Annotated in this window: 10 protein-coding genes; 5 read left to right on the top strand and 5 right to left on the bottom strand. The window is 65.2% G+C overall.

The features are described 5' to 3' along the window. Positions 1 to 248: 248 nt before the first annotated feature. On the bottom strand, positions 249 to 1,313 hold the full coding sequence (locus H6718_24340; GenBank protein MCB9588561.1) for a hypothetical protein: 1,065 nt from the start codon (positions 1,311 to 1,313) through the stop codon (positions 249 to 251). Between the two features lie 88 nt (positions 1,314 to 1,401). Further along, positions 1,402 to 4,056, bottom strand: a complete 2,655-nt coding sequence (locus H6718_24335) for a protein kinase (protein ID MCB9588560.1) — start codon at positions 4,054 to 4,056, stop codon at positions 1,402 to 1,404. A gap of 402 nt (positions 4,057 to 4,458) precedes the next feature. Here H6718_24335 and H6718_24330 point away from each other — a divergent pair, with 402 nt between their 5' ends. Further along, positions 4,459 to 5,808: a hypothetical protein gene (locus H6718_24330; protein ID MCB9588559.1), complete on the top strand. Its 1,350-nt coding sequence runs from the start codon at positions 4,459 to 4,461 to the stop codon at positions 5,806 to 5,808. A gap of 33 nt (positions 5,809 to 5,841) precedes the next feature. Here the strand turns inward: H6718_24330 and H6718_24325 are convergent, their stop codons facing one another. Continuing rightward, positions 5,842 to 6,999 (bottom strand): CoA transferase, encoded by a 1,158-nt coding sequence (locus H6718_24325; GenBank protein MCB9588558.1) that lies wholly within the window; start codon positions 6,997 to 6,999, stop codon positions 5,842 to 5,844. A gap of 95 nt (positions 7,000 to 7,094) precedes the next feature. Further along, positions 7,095 to 8,588: an acetyl-CoA carboxylase biotin carboxylase subunit gene (gene accC / locus H6718_24320; GenBank protein ID MCB9588557.1), complete on the bottom strand. Its 1,494-nt coding sequence runs from the start codon at positions 8,586 to 8,588 to the stop codon at positions 7,095 to 7,097. A 204-nt stretch (positions 8,589 to 8,792) separates the two neighbouring features. Here accC and H6718_24315 point away from each other — a divergent pair, with 204 nt between their 5' ends. Then, positions 8,793 to 10,151: a hypothetical protein gene (locus H6718_24315; GenBank protein MCB9588556.1), complete on the top strand. Its 1,359-nt coding sequence runs from the start codon at positions 8,793 to 8,795 to the stop codon at positions 10,149 to 10,151. 23 nt (positions 10,152 to 10,174) lie between these two features. Here the strand turns inward: H6718_24315 and H6718_24310 are convergent, their stop codons facing one another. Further along, positions 10,175 to 10,840: a hypothetical protein gene (locus H6718_24310; protein MCB9588555.1), complete on the bottom strand. Its 666-nt coding sequence runs from the start codon at positions 10,838 to 10,840 to the stop codon at positions 10,175 to 10,177. Between the two features lie 49 nt (positions 10,841 to 10,889). Here H6718_24310 and xseA point away from each other — a divergent pair, with 49 nt between their 5' ends. Genes xseA through H6718_24295 form a run of 3 tightly spaced genes read left to right on the top strand, consistent with a single transcriptional unit; the run spans position 10,890 to position 15,251 of the window. After that, positions 10,890 to 12,305: an exodeoxyribonuclease VII large subunit gene (gene xseA / locus H6718_24305; GenBank protein ID MCB9588554.1), complete on the top strand. Its 1,416-nt coding sequence runs from the start codon at positions 10,890 to 10,892 to the stop codon at positions 12,303 to 12,305. Then, a complete protein-coding gene (locus H6718_24300; protein MCB9588553.1) occupies positions 12,302 to 13,231 on the top strand; it encodes a shikimate dehydrogenase in 930 nt (309 codons plus the stop codon). Before xseA ends, H6718_24300 begins: the two co-directional genes overlap by 4 nt. Beyond that, positions 13,224 to 15,251 (top strand): glycogen debranching enzyme family protein, encoded by a 2,028-nt coding sequence (locus H6718_24295; GenBank protein ID MCB9588552.1) that lies wholly within the window; start codon positions 13,224 to 13,226, stop codon positions 15,249 to 15,251. The genes H6718_24300 and H6718_24295 overlap by 8 nt, the downstream gene beginning before the upstream one ends. Positions 15,252 to 15,283 lie beyond the last annotated feature (32 nt).

The following is a 15,283-nucleotide window of genomic DNA, read 5'->3' as shown; positions in this document are numbered from 1 at the left end:
AGGCTGACTCGCGGGTGCTTGCGCGGGACCGCTGGTCCACGCCTCAGCCGGCGTGAACCGTGCCCAATCGCGCCTTTGCAGGCGAGAAAGAGTCCGTTTAGGGGAGAGGCAAGCCTAGTGCAATCTCCGAGACATGCATACTCGATTTGAGGATTGTTCCCCGAGGCTAGCCAGAGGCGGGAGAACCAGCTGCCCAGGCCGGTGCCTTCGTGAGACTCGAGGCATGGCGTGACACCTTGTCGCAGGAGTCAGCGTTCGAAAAACGGCGAGCGATGGCGCCTGCGGTGGCGGCGGGCGAGTTCCACGTAGTCCAGCTCCCGCGCGTCGCTCGGACGCTCGATACGCTCCGGCGGTCGCTCGACGTAGCCGGCCAGAGTCTGAACCATCTGGGTCAAGCTCTCCTTGGCTGGTACGGGGCCGCTTGCGATCAGCCCGGCAAGGCTCTGCTCCAGATGCCCAACCAAATCCCCCGCGACGTGCCCGCGACGCATGAGGTCGTGGTAGCTCCGCGCCAGCGCGTGGGCGTCGAAGCGTTGCCGCAGTGCGAACTCCGAAGCGACGCGCAGCACCGCATCGGGTCCCAGCAAGCCGTCTTCGCCCAGCACGAACGCGGCTTGCAGGTAGTTGTAGAAGGGCACCACCCGGGCGCCGTAGGCATTGAAGCGGCTCGGCGGCGTCTGACGCTCCAGGTGGATCAAGATGCGGCGCTGCATCGGACTCCGGCGAATCGCTCCGAGGGCCTGCAGGCAGTCCGTTTGAACGTCGGAGTAGACGCGTCCGGCCGCCAGAATGCGCTTTAGTTGCACGCTATCAATCTGACCGTCGCAGAGGTCCGCGAACAGCGAATACACGAAGGCATCCGCCTCTGCGTCATCGCCAACCAGCACTTCGCGGCCGCTCAACGGTGTCACGCCTTCTGCGGCCGCTTCAACACCCCGGCGCTCGGTGACCTTGCTCTTGAGCAAGACCGGCAGCTTGTACCCCAGCTGGTCTCTTATCGCGCGGAAACGCAGCCGGAGAGCGTTCGAGAGGTTCGGCTTGAGCGTTAGTTCGTCCCAGCGGACGCGATCGATGCGCAGCTTCTCCTCGAGGCGACCGCGCATCTGGCGCGGACTACCGCTCAAGATGTGGATGTACGCGCCGGAGCGCCCGAGCTCCCGCAACACCGAAGCCGCCCCTGGTACAGATCGCTTCTGATCCGGCCGCTCCAGAGCGGTCTTGATCAGATCGCGTGGAGTGTCGAACTCAGTGCGCAGGTAGGTCTTGTCCAAATCCCAGCGCGCGACGAAGCGGGGCAGTTGCTGCTCTGCCATCCCCCGCGGTGTAGCGACGCGACGCCCCGGTCACAAAGGGTTTGCGACCGCGGACGCCGAATAGTGCCCATTCTCGTGCCGGCCCGGCTCAGGAAGCCCAGTCGCGGCGCATCGTCTCGAGAGACAACAAGAGCTCGTGTGCCCCGGATTTGCGAGCCACCTCGATCGCCTCGTTGATGTATTCGAAGGCCTCGTCGGAGCGCTTGCGGCCATGGGCAACGTGGGCGAGCGCGCTGAGCACCCGCGCGCGGTCCGTACCGCTGGGGCCTGCCAGATCCAGCGCCTCGCGTAGAACACCCTCAGCGTCACTGAAATTGCCCGCGCGAGTCAGAGCGTCTCCGAGCTTACGGCTGAAGATGAGCACCGCGCGCAGCGGGTCGTCCAACTCACCTCGAGCGATCTCTTGCCGAGCCAGCTCGAGTCCGCGGCGAAGCGCAAGCACCGCAGCCTGCGTGTCGCCACGGGCAGAGGCACGGTCGGCGACTTGCTCCAACAGGAGCAGCGCTTGGAAGGAGTCCTGGGAGTAGAAGGCGTGGAGCGCGTGGGCTTCGATCGGCGCCCCCGACTCCTCGCAAACCTTTACCGCACGGAAGTGTAGGTCGCGGCGCACTCCAGCCGGCACCGCCGCCAACACCACGTCACGGATCAGCGGGTGCGAAGTCGAGAGCGTACCCGCGTGACGCACCACCATACCCGCCTGAACGAGCTGGTTCAGCGCACCGAGCACGTCACTGACGTTTGGCACCATGGTGCCGAACGCGATGGGTTCCACCTCGTCGCCGAGCACCGCGACGGCTTGCAGCACGCGGCGCGCATCAGGCTCCAGCGCGGCCACGCGATCAGCAACGAGATCTGCGAGGCGGGTGGGAGGCTCCTTACCCCCTTCGAGGGTGAAGCGGATCACTTGCTCGACGTACATCGGGAGTACCCCGCGCGCCCCCGCGTCGCCAATCGCACGCAGCCGCTCTCCCGGGCGGCTCGCCTTGAGCAGCCGGGAAACGGCGGGGGTTGGCAGGCCGCTGATGACGCGGGCGGCGTGAGCAGCTCCCCAGCCGGTTTCAAACCCGGGAACGTGAGCCGCGAGGATCAGGGTACGCACCGCCGGCGGCTCGCCGAGCGCGTCCGCGAACGCACTTCGACTCGCGCCATCCATGCGATGCAGATCGTCCAACGCGACGATCACTGCCCCGTTCGTCTGCTGACGGGCCTCTCCGAGTGCCCAGCGCAGCGCTTCCGCCAAGGCAAAGCGACGCTCGAGCACACTACGTCTGTCGTCGTCTCTCGGCCCTTCGAAGACCTCGCGGATTGCCGCAGCCACCTCGCTGGGCGCGTCCGTGACGTCGGGCATCGATGCGCCGTTCTTTCGACGCTTTAGCAACACGCCGAGGGTTTCCCGCAGCGCGTAGTAAGCGACCTCGGCTCCATGGGGATCCGGCGTCGCGTAGACGACCAGATCTCCGGCGCTCTCTGCGCGCCCCAAGAACTCTTTGAGCAAGCGCGTCTTGCCGGCACCCGATTCGCCCACCAACCGCGCCCCAGACACCTCTTCGATGAGCTGGTCGCGGCGATCCGCGAGCCACGCGAGGTCTTCGTCGCGCCCCACCATTGGCAAAGGTAGCGACGGCACCGAGGGCGCTTCAGGCACGACGCTATTCAGCGGCAAGCGAGCGCCACACTCGCCGCAGAACTTCTGCAGCGGCACGACGGACTCACAGGCTGGGCACTGAACGCTGCCCGTAACCGGCACTGGCGGAACGCCGCTCGAGCGCTCCTTTTCCTCTGCCTCGACCAGGTCGATCGCATCCTTCAGCGCGTCGGCGAACTCGAGCGCATCCTGGTAACGATGCTCTGCGTCCTTCTCGAGCGCCTTGCTCACAACGGAGACCAGAGGCTCCGGGATGTTGCGCTCTGGGGCCACCTGGGTTGGATCCGGCACGGGGATCGACAGGTGCATCATCACCACTTGCGTTGGGCTCTCCGCCTCGAAAGGCAGGCGGCCCGTGAGCAGCTGGAACAGGATCACGCCGACCGCGTACAGGTCGGTGCGTCCGTCGATAGGATCGCCTCTCCCCTGCTCCGGCGCCATGTAGTCGGGCGTGCCACAGACGATGCCAGGACTGGTGACGTTGGGCATCGTCGCGTCCTGCTTCAGCTTGGCCAGGCCGAAGTCGACGACCTTGACGTGATCGCCACCGCGCCGAAGCGGCTCGCAGAGGATGTTCTCTGGCTTCAGGTCGCGGTGCACGATGCCCATCTCGTGGGCATCGGAAAGCGCAAACAACACTTGTCGCAGAATATCTACGATGCGCACGAACGATAGCGGCCCGTCCTCGTAGGCAACTCGCGCGAGGTCTTTTCCTCGCAGAAACTCCATCACCAGATAGGGCTGCCCGTCGTCGGTGCGCCCGAAGTCGATCACGCTGATCGAGTTGGGGTGATTGAGCTGGGACGCGGCGCGCGCTTCGGTCATGAAGCGCAGGGCGGAGTTTTCGTCGCTGAGCAAGTGAGGATGGATGATCTTCACCGCGACGGTTCGTCCGAGTACGCGTTGCTCGGCGCGGTACACCCGCCCCATGCCGCCAACGCTGAGCAAGTCGAGGATCAGGTAGCCCCCAGGTAGCTCCTGTCCGATCAACTTGTCGTCAGTGGCTGTGGTGCGAACACTGCCGACGGGAAATCCGCAAGCCGGACAGTATTTGTGCTCCTCGGCGCACTGCGTTCCGCACTGGGGGCACGGTCGCATCGCTGAGTAACTTACCATCCCCGCAGGGGTTTGGGGTGAAGGGGAAACACGGCTAGCCCCGGCCGATGCACTTTTTCTTCTGAGTGCCGCCAGACCCTCGCCGGGGGTGGGTTTTGGGGGGGAGGGTGCAACATGAAGCGATAGTGATCGGTGCGGAAGAGGATCAGTGGGAGGAGCACTGCTAGATTGTCTCGCGAATGCGGCAATCGCACGCGGGGGGGCATCCGACGTTGAGAAGGGCCCGCCACCTATTGAAGTGGCTCAGACGCGAGCAGGTGGCGCTTTCCGAAGGAAGCAGTCAGTCGGCGATTCTCCTCGGGAAGTTCAGGCTTTCGGGGTAGGGTCCTGAGAGCAATGGCCGCCCCGAGAGTCCGACTCGGCGATCTGCTCGTAGAAGCCCAGATGATCACGCGCCAGCAGCTCGATGAGGTGCTGGAGCGTCAGCGCGAGGATCGTCGACGCCTCGGGACCCTGCTCGTGGAGTCCGGCTTGATTTCGGAGACGCAGGTCACCCAGATCTTGAGCCAGCAGCTGTCGGTGCCCTGGGTCTCGCTTTACCATATCGATTTTTCGCGCCAGCTGCTGAACCTGGTCCCAAGCCAGGTCGTGGAACGCTTCTGTTTGGTCCCAATCTTCGTCCGCCGTGTGCGCGGACTCGGGCAGACGCTCTACGTGGCCATGGATGACCCGACGGACGAAGCAGCACTGGAGCAAGTGCGACAGTTCAGTGGCCTTCCGGTGCGCGCAATGATCGCGCCTCCCTCGGACATCCGCGCAGCCATCCGCGTCTACTACGGCACCACGACCGCTGGGGGCGCGGAGCCTTCTGATCCCATGGCGGTGCCAACCACCGCGGAGCCCAAGCGCCCTCCCCCCAAGCCGCCACAGCCGCCTCGCAAAGAAGCTCCGTCGGAGCTCGACATCGAGGTGGAGGTCGAGAGCCCGGAGCCACCACTGGCGCAAGCCGCTGTCTCCGAGGGCTCGCCGGAGGTCGCCGGCCCAACCTCAGAGGCAGCGCCGCCAAGCACCAAGCTCTCGGCTAGCGAACCGCCAACGCCAAGCGACGCGAGCGACACACCCGACCAGGGCGAAACAGAACCCCCGCCGGCAATGGCCGGAGCGCCGAGCGTAAACATCCCACCGAGCTCCCATCCACCTGATGTGGCGCCCGCAGCCGAACCTGAAGCCACAGCCGAAGTGCCCCAAGACTTTCTTGCCGGCGGCGCGGAGGATATCCCCACGGAAGCACCTCCCGCAGTATCTGCCGCGACTCCGAGTTCGCCACCCAGCTCGCAAGGCGCCGACGGGGGCTACACAGGTCTTGAGCCAACGCCAAGCAGCCGCGCACCGTCCCAGCCGGACGAACCGCCCCGCAGTCTGACCCCTGTGCCGGAGAGCTCCCGAGTTCCCGCGCGCGACGTCGTGATGCCCCAGCCACGCACGGGCAAGACGCCTCGCATGGTGTCGCTTACCCTGCTGGACGGAACGACGATCAATCTGCCGGCACGCTCCGCGCAGTCACCCCGCGCTGAGCCTGAAGCCGAAGTGGAGCCAGCCGAAGCTGGTGAAGATCAACTCACCGCACGAGATCTAGTGGCGGCGCTACGCGCTGTTTCCCACGGCGCTGACGCAACGGAAATCCTCGGGGAAAACGCCCGTTGGGAGTCGATGTTTGCGGCTTTGCTCTCGCTACTGCTGAAGAAGCGACTCATCGCCGACTGGGAGTTCGTCGAAGAATACAAGCGCGTCTAGCTGGTCCTCCGGGAACAGCTAGGGGCTAAGCGCTCAACGAACGGCGCGCTGGGCTCGCAGCGCGGCGATCTCGTCAGCGCCAAAGCCTGCGTCGCTGAGGATCTGGTCGGTGTGCTCGCCTTGCTTCGGTGCCGGGCGCGGCTCCAGGTCGAGGGGCGTCACCGGAGTGCGCACCTGCTTGACCACACCGTCGGCGGTCTCGACGTCGAGGAACACCTTGCGTGCTTTCAAGTGAGCGTCGTCAAACAGCTCGTCTGGACGCAGCACGGGCTCGAGGCACACGTCGTGCTTGTCGTTCAGCGCTAGCCACTCGTCCCGCGTGCGGGAGGCAAACAACGCCGCGAGCTTTGCTTGTAACTCTACCTGGTGCGCCCCTGGTACGACGTAGCTCGCATCCACCGGCATCTCCACAGCGTTGAAGAACGCCTGGAAGAACTTCGGCTCCAGTGCTCCGAACGCCACCGACCCGCCGTCCTTGGTCTGATAGGTGCGATAGATCGCGAGTCCACCAGTGAGCATCTCGTTGCCTCGCTCGACGCTCTCTCCCCCCATGAGCTTGGCCATGACCGGGAGCGCGAAGGGGACCACGCTTTCGATCATCCCAATGTCGATGAGCTTCCCCTCCCCGGTCAGCTCGCGCTCGCGCAAAGCAGCCAGGATGGCGATCACGCACCACATTCCGCCACTCACATCCGCCAGCTGGAAGGAAGGCGTTGCAGGTGCCTGATCCCGCGGGCCCATCGCACCCAACAGGCCCGCACGCGCCATGTAGTTCAAGTCGTGGCCAGCACGCTGAGCGAGGGGCCCCGTCTGGCCATAGCCGGTCAAGGCACACACGATGAGCTTCGGGTTCAGCTCGCGCAGCACGCTGTGTCCAACCCCGAGTCGATCGAGCACCCCAGGACGAAACTGCTCGAAGACGACGTCGTAGTTCATCACCATGCGTTTCAGCGCGGCAACGCCCTCAGGCTTCTTGAGGTCGAGCACCATGCCGCGCTTGCCGCGGTTCAACGTGTGGAACATCAACCCGGTGTCACCCTGCATGGGTGGCGTGACGCGGGTGTAGTCACCAGCAGCGGCGTCTTCGACCTTATCTACGGTGGCGCCCAAGTCCGCCAACACCACAGTGGCAAGTGGCCCGGGGAGGAGACGAGTCAGATCGAGAACGCGGATGCCGTCGAGCGCTGCCATGCAATGGAATTACACGGCAGCGCGCGGGGGACCAAGCGTATCGATACGGGAACGCCGAGGACGAAACCCGTAGCGACTGGAATCAGACTACGGGCCTAGCGAAGGTCGGCGCGATGCGCGGCGACCCATGGACTCATGCCGGATCCATTCTGCGTGACCCCGGCCGATCCGTTGGTGCGCTCGTACGCCGCAACGGCAATGGCCCGCGCAAGCGCAGCGCGCTCCTCAGCGTTCAACGTCGTGCCACCCAGCAGCACGTCGCGGAAGCGATCGATGAATCCGGTGTCGTAGTGCCCCGCGACGAACTCCGGGTGCTCGAACAGGCGCTCATGGAACGGAAGGTTGGTACGAATACCGCTCACCAAGTACTCGCCGATGGCACGGCGCATGCGCTCTACGGCCTGAGCGCGCGTTGGAGCCCAAACACTCAGCTTCGAGATCAGCGGGTCGTAGTTGGCGCTGATGGTGCAGCCTTCGTAGGCGCCGGAGTCATCGCGCACTCCAGGACCAGAGGGGGTGAGGAGGCGAGTGATCTTTCCCGGGGACGGCAGGAAGCCCGTCGCGGGGTCCTCCGCGTAGATGCGGCACTCGATGGCGGCGCCGCGACGCTCGAGGTCCTTCTGCTCGAACTCCAGAGGCAGTCCAGCAGCGACACGCACCATCTCCCGCACCAGGTCGACGCCAGTGATCAGCTCGGTCACGGGATGCTCCACCTGCAAGCGGGTGTTCATCTCCAAGAAGTAGAAGCTCTTGTCTTGTCCCAACAGGAATTCGAATGTCCCTGCGGAAAAGTATCCGACCGCCTTTGCACCCTTGACCGCCACCTCGCCCATCTTGTGGACGATCTCTTCGTCGATGGCGGGGCAAGGCGCTTCTTCCACCACCTTTTGGTGACGACGCTGCACGGAACAATCGCGCTCGAAGAGATGCACCATGTTGCCGTGCTTGTCTCCAAGCACCTGGATCTCCACATGGCGCGGCTGAATGATCGCCTTCTCGATGTAGACGGTCTCATCACCGAAGGCCTTCTTGGCCTCACTCCGAGCGCGCTCGAGAGCCGGGCCTAGCTCCTCGGGCTTGTGCACGAGGCGCATGCCCTTACCGCCGCCACCGGCAGTCGCCTTGAGCATCACTGGGTACCCGATACGCTCCGCCGTAGCCAAGCCCTCTTCGACCGTGTCTGCATTTCCGCCAGGAACAATGGGTACTCCGGCAGCAGACATCTTGTCGCGCGCGGCGGTCTTCAGACCCATGTCTCGCATCGCGCCCGGGGGCGGACCGATGAAGGTCACCCCAGACGCTTCGCACGCCTCGGCGAACTCCGCGTTCTCACTCAAGAAGCCGTAGCCTGGATGCACGCCGTCGCAGCCAGCTCGCTTGGCGACGTCCAAGATCTTATCCGCGCGGAGATAACTCTCCGCCGCAGCTGCGGGGCCGATGTGATAGGCCTCGTCGCAGACGCGTACGTGGAGGCTCTCGCGGTCGGCGTCGCTGTACACGGCGACCGAGCGAATCCCCATCTCGCGCAACGTGCGTGCGACTCGAACTGCGATTTCCCCCCGGTTTGCGATCAGGACCTTCTTGAGCATGGCGAGCGCGTATAGCACGCGTCGCGCCAAGGACCCGGGCCGGTTGTGCCCCGGTCTTGACGCCCGCCGCCAAGTGGGCAGGACGTGACCACCAAACGGCTGGCGGCGCAGCAGGTGCAGTTTCCCTGAATGTTTCCAGCAAAGCTGACCAAGGGGTCGCTTTTTGATCCGGTCAGGCGCCCGATGCCGAGCTAAGCTCCGCCGATGCTTGGGCGGATTCGTTGGGTACGCGGACCACTGCTGCTTGTCCTGGTGGCTCTTGGGGGCTTGGGTATGGGCTGTGGTGAAGCGGCGCCGGACGAGGGCGCGGCCACACAGGCTGGACGCCTGGCCCACCCCGGCCCGTGGCAAATCCCCACGGAAACGCTTGCCATCGGAGACACGCAATACGTCGACTACACCGGCGCAGGGCCGTGGAACAACGGCGCGAGTTGCGCCGGCGGCATCACGAGCGGCGGGGAGATCGTACGCCAGTACCTGTACGACCACTTCCCCCAGATCGCGAGCATCGGTGGCTATGCCTGTCGACAGAACACCGCGAACCTGAGCGAGCTCTCCGTTCACGGTACGGGCCGTGCCCTCGACATCATGATCCCCGTCGTCGGTGCAGATTCGGATGCTGACAACGACGCGGGCGACCCCGTCGGTAACTGGCTAATCGAGAACGCCGAAGCGATTGGGATCCAGTACATCATCTGGGATCAATGGACCTGGAACGCTTCGCGTGGCGCCGGTTCGAAGGACCGCGCATACACTGGACCGAACCCCCACGTGGATCACCTTCATGTGGAGATCAGCGTCGCAGCGAGTCAGCACACGAGCGATTGGTTCTCTGGCCTCGTGACGCCACCAGCGGTGCCTGATTGCGATGTCGTGCCCGCCGAAGGGCGCATCATCGACGAGCGGGACAGCTGCTTCGCCGCCTACGGCCCCGGTCAGTTCTGGCGCAGTGAAGAGGGCGTCGGCTACGACGGAACGCTGCTGTGGACCAACGCCTATGACAGCGTGGATCCGTCGAACTGGGCACGTTGGCATATGGACTTCGCGGTCGCCGGTCGCTACCAGCTAGAGGTCTACATCGACCCCGCTTTTGGTGTGCACAAGGAGACCACCTACGCCATCGCCCATGGCGGCCTGGAAGACGCTGTCGTGATCGATCAATCCCAAGCGAGCGGCTGGGTGTCTCTGGGTGAGTTCGATTTCAACGCGGGCGCAGATCAAGACGTGAGTGTGTACGACACCTCGAGCTCGCCGCCTGGCGACGACCAGCACATCGCCGTGGACGCGTTGCGAGTCGTACCCGCTGGCAGTGATCCGGGTAACGGAACCGGCGGCGCGAGCGGCAGCGGCGGTACCACCGGCGAAGGTGGGACGGGCGCCATCAGCGGAGGCAGCGCCGGCAGCGAAGACCCCGGGGCAGGTACCTCGGGTGCAACCGTGACGCTCAAGGGTGACTCGAGCTGCGGCTGCAGCACTCCTGGTTCCTCGCGGAACACACCTTCGACGCTCGCCTTGGCACTCGGACTCGCGCTGCTAGGGCTGCGGCGCCGACGCCAGAAGTAGCCGTCGCGAGGTCGGCGGGGGCCTCACCAGTCGGTGCAAGCGAACTTCAGACAGGGCTCTGGGTTCGCTTGCTTCGCATCCGCCTGATGCGACTCCCAACGTTCCTTCTCGGCTTGAGTCGCGACCAGCGTATTGATGCGCTTGCTCAGGGCGGCGACGCGTTGCTGGAGGTCCTCGCGAGCCGCCTCACGCTTCTCGAAGAACGCCTTGGCTTCGTCGCTGGAGCCTCCGCAGCGCGGTGGCAGGCGGCGAAGCGACTTGTCGATTCTCAAGAGCCCTTCTGCGAGCTTCCGCCACTGGAGATCACACGCCTGATCCGTGATCTTGCAGGAGTCTGGGAGCGTGGCCGTGAGCTCGGTGATGCTCTTCCGGATCTCCGCCACGGCTTCGCGGAGGCTCTTGTAGTTTTCTGCGGCGACATCCCCAACGCCCGCTGGCGTACTGAGGTCCGGGCCTTCGCTTGGCGGCTCGGGCGTAGCGCTCGAGCTAGCCGTCGGTTCAGGCGTTGCCGATGGGGTCGCGGTGGGTGGCGCAGTGACCACCGGTGGCGCGGTCGGGTCCGTCGTTGAGGACGGTTGCCCTTCCGGCGGTCGCCCCGAGTTGTTGCAACCCAGAGCGGTCAGCGCCGAGCTCACGAAAAATGCACGTCGGCGTAGGATTTGTGCGCGATCCGAGTCCTTGGGGTCCATCTGCCCCTGAGTATGCCCGAGTCTGCCCTACGCCTGCTATACACCCCGCGTGAACGACGAGCAGGAAGCGATCATTGCGGTCTCCGAGCTAGCTCGTCGCATGAAACATGCACTCAGCCGCAGCGTTGGCCGGGTCTGGATCGAAGGCGAGATCGCTCACCTCAAGCGCTCGCAAAACGGCCACGTCTACTTCTCGCTGAAGGACGTCGCGGAGGGCGCGGTGGTCGAGAGCGTCATGTATCGCATGAACGCGAGCCGGGCCTGGCGCTACCTGCAGGACGGCGCGCGCGTCCAGGTACAAGGCAAGCCGGATCTGTGGATCCCTCGCGGGCGACTCCAGTTCGTCGTCGATCGCCTGCGCCCCGCGGGCCGCGGTTCCCAGCTCGAGGCCCTGGAACGCTTGAAGCTCAAGCTTGCCGCAGAGGGACTCTTCGCGGACGAGCGCAAACGCCCGCTGCCAAGCTCACCGCGCGTCGTCGGGGTGATCACCAGCGAACAGGGCGCGGCGATCCACGACATCATCACCGTGGCTTTCCGTCGAGGCGGCGCACACATCGTGCTCGCTCCAGCCCAGGTGCAAGGCGAGCAAGCCGTGAGAAGCCTGCTCTACGCCATCGACCTGGTGGAGCGGCACCCGCAACTCGACGTGCTGATCATCGGACGCGGGGGCGGCTCCGGAGAAGATCTGATGGCCTTCAACGACGAGCGCTTGGTGCGTCGCTTGGCGAAGGTTCGAGTGCCGATCGTGAGCGCGGTGGGCCACGAAGTGGACCTCAGCCTCACTGACCTCGTCGCAGATATCCGCGCGGCAACGCCGTCCCAGGCCGCCGAGCTAGTGGTCGCAGACCGAGCCACGCAGAAGCGCGAACTACGAGACGCACAGCGTCACCTGCTCCAGGCCGTGCGACATCGCCTCAAAGACGACCAGCACGTGCTTTCGCGCCTCGAACGACGACTGGGAGATCCGCTGCGCCTAATTGGTGAACACGCGCAGGAGGTAGACGACCTGAGCGAGCGGCTAGAAGCGCATGTTGCCCAGCGACTGAAGCGTCAGCGCACCACCTTCGTCGGGCTAGAGCGGCGCTTGCTCTTGCGTGATCCGAAGGCCGTGTTGGCGCGCACCCGGCTCAAGCTCGCTCCTTTGGAGGCCCAGCTGCAGAGCAGCATGCTCGCGCGACTGCAGCGAGAACGTCAGAAGCACGCGGACCTCAAGCGCACGCTGATCGATCGCACTCAGGGCAAACTCGAGGAGCGCCGAGACGAACTGAGCCTGTACGCGACCCAGCTCGACGGGCTCTCTCCCTTGCGCATCCTTGGCCGCGGCTACGCGATCGCCGCCAAAGCGGGTCGCATCATCAAGCGTGCTGACGAGCTCTCTCGAGGTGACGAGATCGAGGTTCGTCTTGGGGTTGGTTCCGTGCGGAGCACGGTGAGCGAGATCAAGCGCGAGGAGTCCGACGCGTGAGCCGCTTCGCACTGCTCGGGCATCCGCTCGGTCACTCGCTGTCGCCAGTGATCCACCAAGCTGCGTATGACGCGCTCGGTCTGGAGCACAGCTATGAGCTGCTCGACTGCCCCGACGCGTCTCATGTGAGCGACGCAGTGGCGCGCTTGCGGCAGGGCGAATTTGCGGGCTTCAACGTCACCGTGCCACACAAGCAAGTCGCCTTGGCCCTAGCAGACAAGCTGGACCCTCTGGCGCGGCAGGCCGGCGCCGCCAACGTGCTTGCGCTGAAAGGTTCTGACCTCCAGGCGTTCAACACGGACATTCTCGCCTTGCTCTCGGAGCTTGGCGATGTGCCTCGAAGCGCAGCCGTGATCCTTGGCAACGGTGGCGCAGCGCTAGGCGCTGCGACGGCGCTCCGCGAGCTCGGTTTCGAACACGTGTACGTCACCGCGCGGAGTCACGTTGGCGATCGAGACACATGGCCCAGCGCACAGACTTTCAAGCTGCTGGACGTTGAGCTCCTCCACTGGGGCGCTGAGGCTTGGGAGGAGATCGCTGTCGAACTGAGTTTGGTGCTGCAGGCCACCAGCGCAGGCATGCGTGGCGCGAGCCCTGGCGAAGGCGTAGCAAGCGTGGTCCCCTGGCAGGAGCTCCCGACGAGCGCCGTTGCGTACGACGTGGTGTATAACCCCGAGGAAACACCTTTTCTGTCGGCCGCGCGGGAACATGGCCTAGAGGCGCGAGGCGGCCTAGGCATGCTGGTGGGGCAAGCCGCGGCGGCGCTCGAGCTTTGGCTCGATGTCGACGCACCGCGGGCCGCGATGCACGAAGCCGCGCAGCGCGCACTGGGTTCTCTGGAAGCCCAGGGTCAGCAAGCAGCCCAGGATCAGCAAGCAGCCCAGCGTCAGCACGCAGCGGGTCACCGAGGAGAAGACGGTGGCTAAGAAGAAGCGCGAGCTGCAGCCACCCGAGGGCTCACCGTGGCCATACGTCGAGGTCCAAGGCGACCTCGGCCGCGCGGAAATGGAGTGGTTACACACCAACGGCGCCGGCGCCTACTCGATGAGCACCGTCGCCCTGAGCCACACGCGGCGCTACCATGGTCTGCTAGTCGCTGCGCTAGCGCCGCCCCTGGCGCGCCACGTCATCCTTAGCCACGCGGAAACAGAGGTAGAGATTGGGCAGCGCTCCCATCGCCTTGCCGCGCATCGCTTCCCCGGCGTTGCGCCGATGCCCGGCTACCGCCAGCTGACGGAGTTCGCCCAGACGCCCATCCCGCACTGGCGCTACAAGTTGGGCAAGGCGACCTTCGATCGCCGGCTAGCGCTGGTGCGAGGCAAGAATGCGCTGGTGCTCTCCTTCAGTTTGTCGGGGGTGAGGAGCGCCACCTTGAAGGTGCGACCACTGTTGTCGCTTCGTCCCATGCACGAGCTGACGCACGAGCACGGCGGAATGCTGCAAACGGTCGCGCTCCGCCCCCGCCAGGTGCAAATCCAACCCCGCCTGGATCTCCCGCAGATCCATTTCGAACACCACGGGCTCTTCGTTGGTAGCCCGGATTGGTGGCGCCGCTTCGAGTACTCGAGCGACGATCAAGGAGAGGCCACCGAAGACCTGTGGACGCCCGGGGTCTTCGAAATGCAGATCGAGGACGGACAGACGCTCTACCTCACGGTGTCTGTAGGCGAACCGCTCGAGGGAGACCCCGCGGAGTTCATGCGGGAGACGGAGGAGTACTTGCTCGCGCAGGACCCCGGCGAGGAACGGCCTGACGCCGTACGCAAGCTCTTCCTGGCCGCAGATCAATTCTGCGCGGAAAATTGCCAGCGCCCGGCGGTGATCAGCGGCTACCCATGGTTCGGTGTCTGGACGCGGGACACTTGCATCGCCTTGCCCGGGCTGTACCTCACCCGGGGCAAGGTGGATGAAGCCAAAGCGGTGCTCAGAACTCTGCTAGGGAGCCAGCAGTCGGGCCTGTTGCCGCGTCGCCTGGCGGAGCAGCCGAGCACTGTGCAGATGCCATCCCTGCGTCCCATTCCGGCGGGCTTCGGGCGCAGCGAGTTTTCTTCTGTCGACTCCACGCTGTGGTTGTTCGAGGCGGCGCGGGCTTTGCTGGCTTGGACTGGCTCTGACGACCCGTTCGTGAAGGACGAGCTGTATCCGTCGCTCGCGGCGGCGTTCGACGCGGTGTGCGAAGGCCGTGCCGCCCTGGGTGTGGAGCTGACCGAGGACGCGCTACTCAAGAGCATGGCGCCCAAGAGCACTTCCGACGATCCAAGTCCGGCGCATAGCGAGTGGGGCAAGCGCAAGAGCCTGCCGATTGAACTCCAGGCATTGTGGACGCGCGGAGCTCGCGTACTCGCAGGCCTAGCGGCAGACTACGGCGATCGGGCACTGGAACAACGCGCCCTCGAGATGCGTGCACGTGCCACGCAGAGCTTCAAGGCGCGCTTCTGGTGCGAGCACCAGCGCTACCCCTACGACTCGCTGTCCCTCGACGCGAGTCAACCGGGGGATGATCGGATTCGTGCCCACGCGCTCTTGGCCCTGGCCGTCGATCCCGATCTATTCGACACCTGGCAAGCCAACTCCATCGTGGAGCGCGTGACCGCTGAACTCCTGACACCGCGCGGAATCCGTAGCCTCTCGCCAAGCGCAGTGGACTACCTGGGGCAGTTCGACGGCAGCTTCGAAGAGCGCGAAGCCGCCTACCATCGCGGTGCAACCCTGACGTACCTGCTCGGCTTCTACGCGCGGGCTGTACTGCGCCTGCGACCGGATGATTTCGAGGTCCAGAGCGAGCTCCAGCGCATCGTCGAGCAGGCGCTCGACGAGCCGCTCGTGCTCGGGCAGATTTCCCAGCTGGCAAATGGCGACCCGCCTCACCGCGCTACCGGTGCTCCCGCTCAAGCGGCGAGCGTTGCGAGCCTGCTTTGGATCCTGTGCGCGGAGCTCGAGCTATGAGCGGGCGAGCACAGGCGGCGCCTTCCGCTATG

It is taken from the genome of Polyangiaceae bacterium (assembly GCA_020633205.1).
Classification (GTDB): Bacteria; Myxococcota_A; Polyangia; order Polyangiales; family Polyangiaceae; genus JAHBVY01.
Note: the sequence above shows the minus strand (reverse complement) of the source record. Positions and strands in the feature narration are given on the sequence as shown.

What these genes read in the sequence shown, in the direction of transcription:
- H6718_24340 (MCB9588561.1), bottom strand. Translation starts at nt 1,313, where the DNA reads ATGGCAGAGCAGCAACTGCCCCGCTTCGTCGCGCGCTGGGATTTGGAC.
- H6718_24335 (MCB9588560.1), bottom strand. Translation starts at nt 4,056, where the DNA reads ATGCGACCGTGCCCCCAGTGCGGAACGCAGTGCGCCGAGGAGCACAAA.
- H6718_24330 (MCB9588559.1), top strand. Translation starts at nt 4,459, where the DNA reads ATGATCACGCGCCAGCAGCTCGATGAGGTGCTGGAGCGTCAGCGCGAG.
- H6718_24325 (MCB9588558.1), bottom strand. Translation starts at nt 6,999, where the DNA reads ATGGCAGCGCTCGACGGCATCCGCGTTCTCGATCTGACTCGTCTCCTC.
- accC (MCB9588557.1), bottom strand. Translation starts at nt 8,588, where the DNA reads ATGCTCAAGAAGGTCCTGATCGCAAACCGGGGGGAAATCGCAGTTCGA.
- H6718_24315 (MCB9588556.1), top strand. Translation starts at nt 8,793, where the DNA reads ATGCTTGGGCGGATTCGTTGGGTACGCGGACCACTGCTGCTTGTCCTG.
- H6718_24310 (MCB9588555.1), bottom strand. Translation starts at nt 10,840, where the DNA reads ATGGACCCCAAGGACTCGGATCGCGCACAAATCCTACGCCGACGTGCA.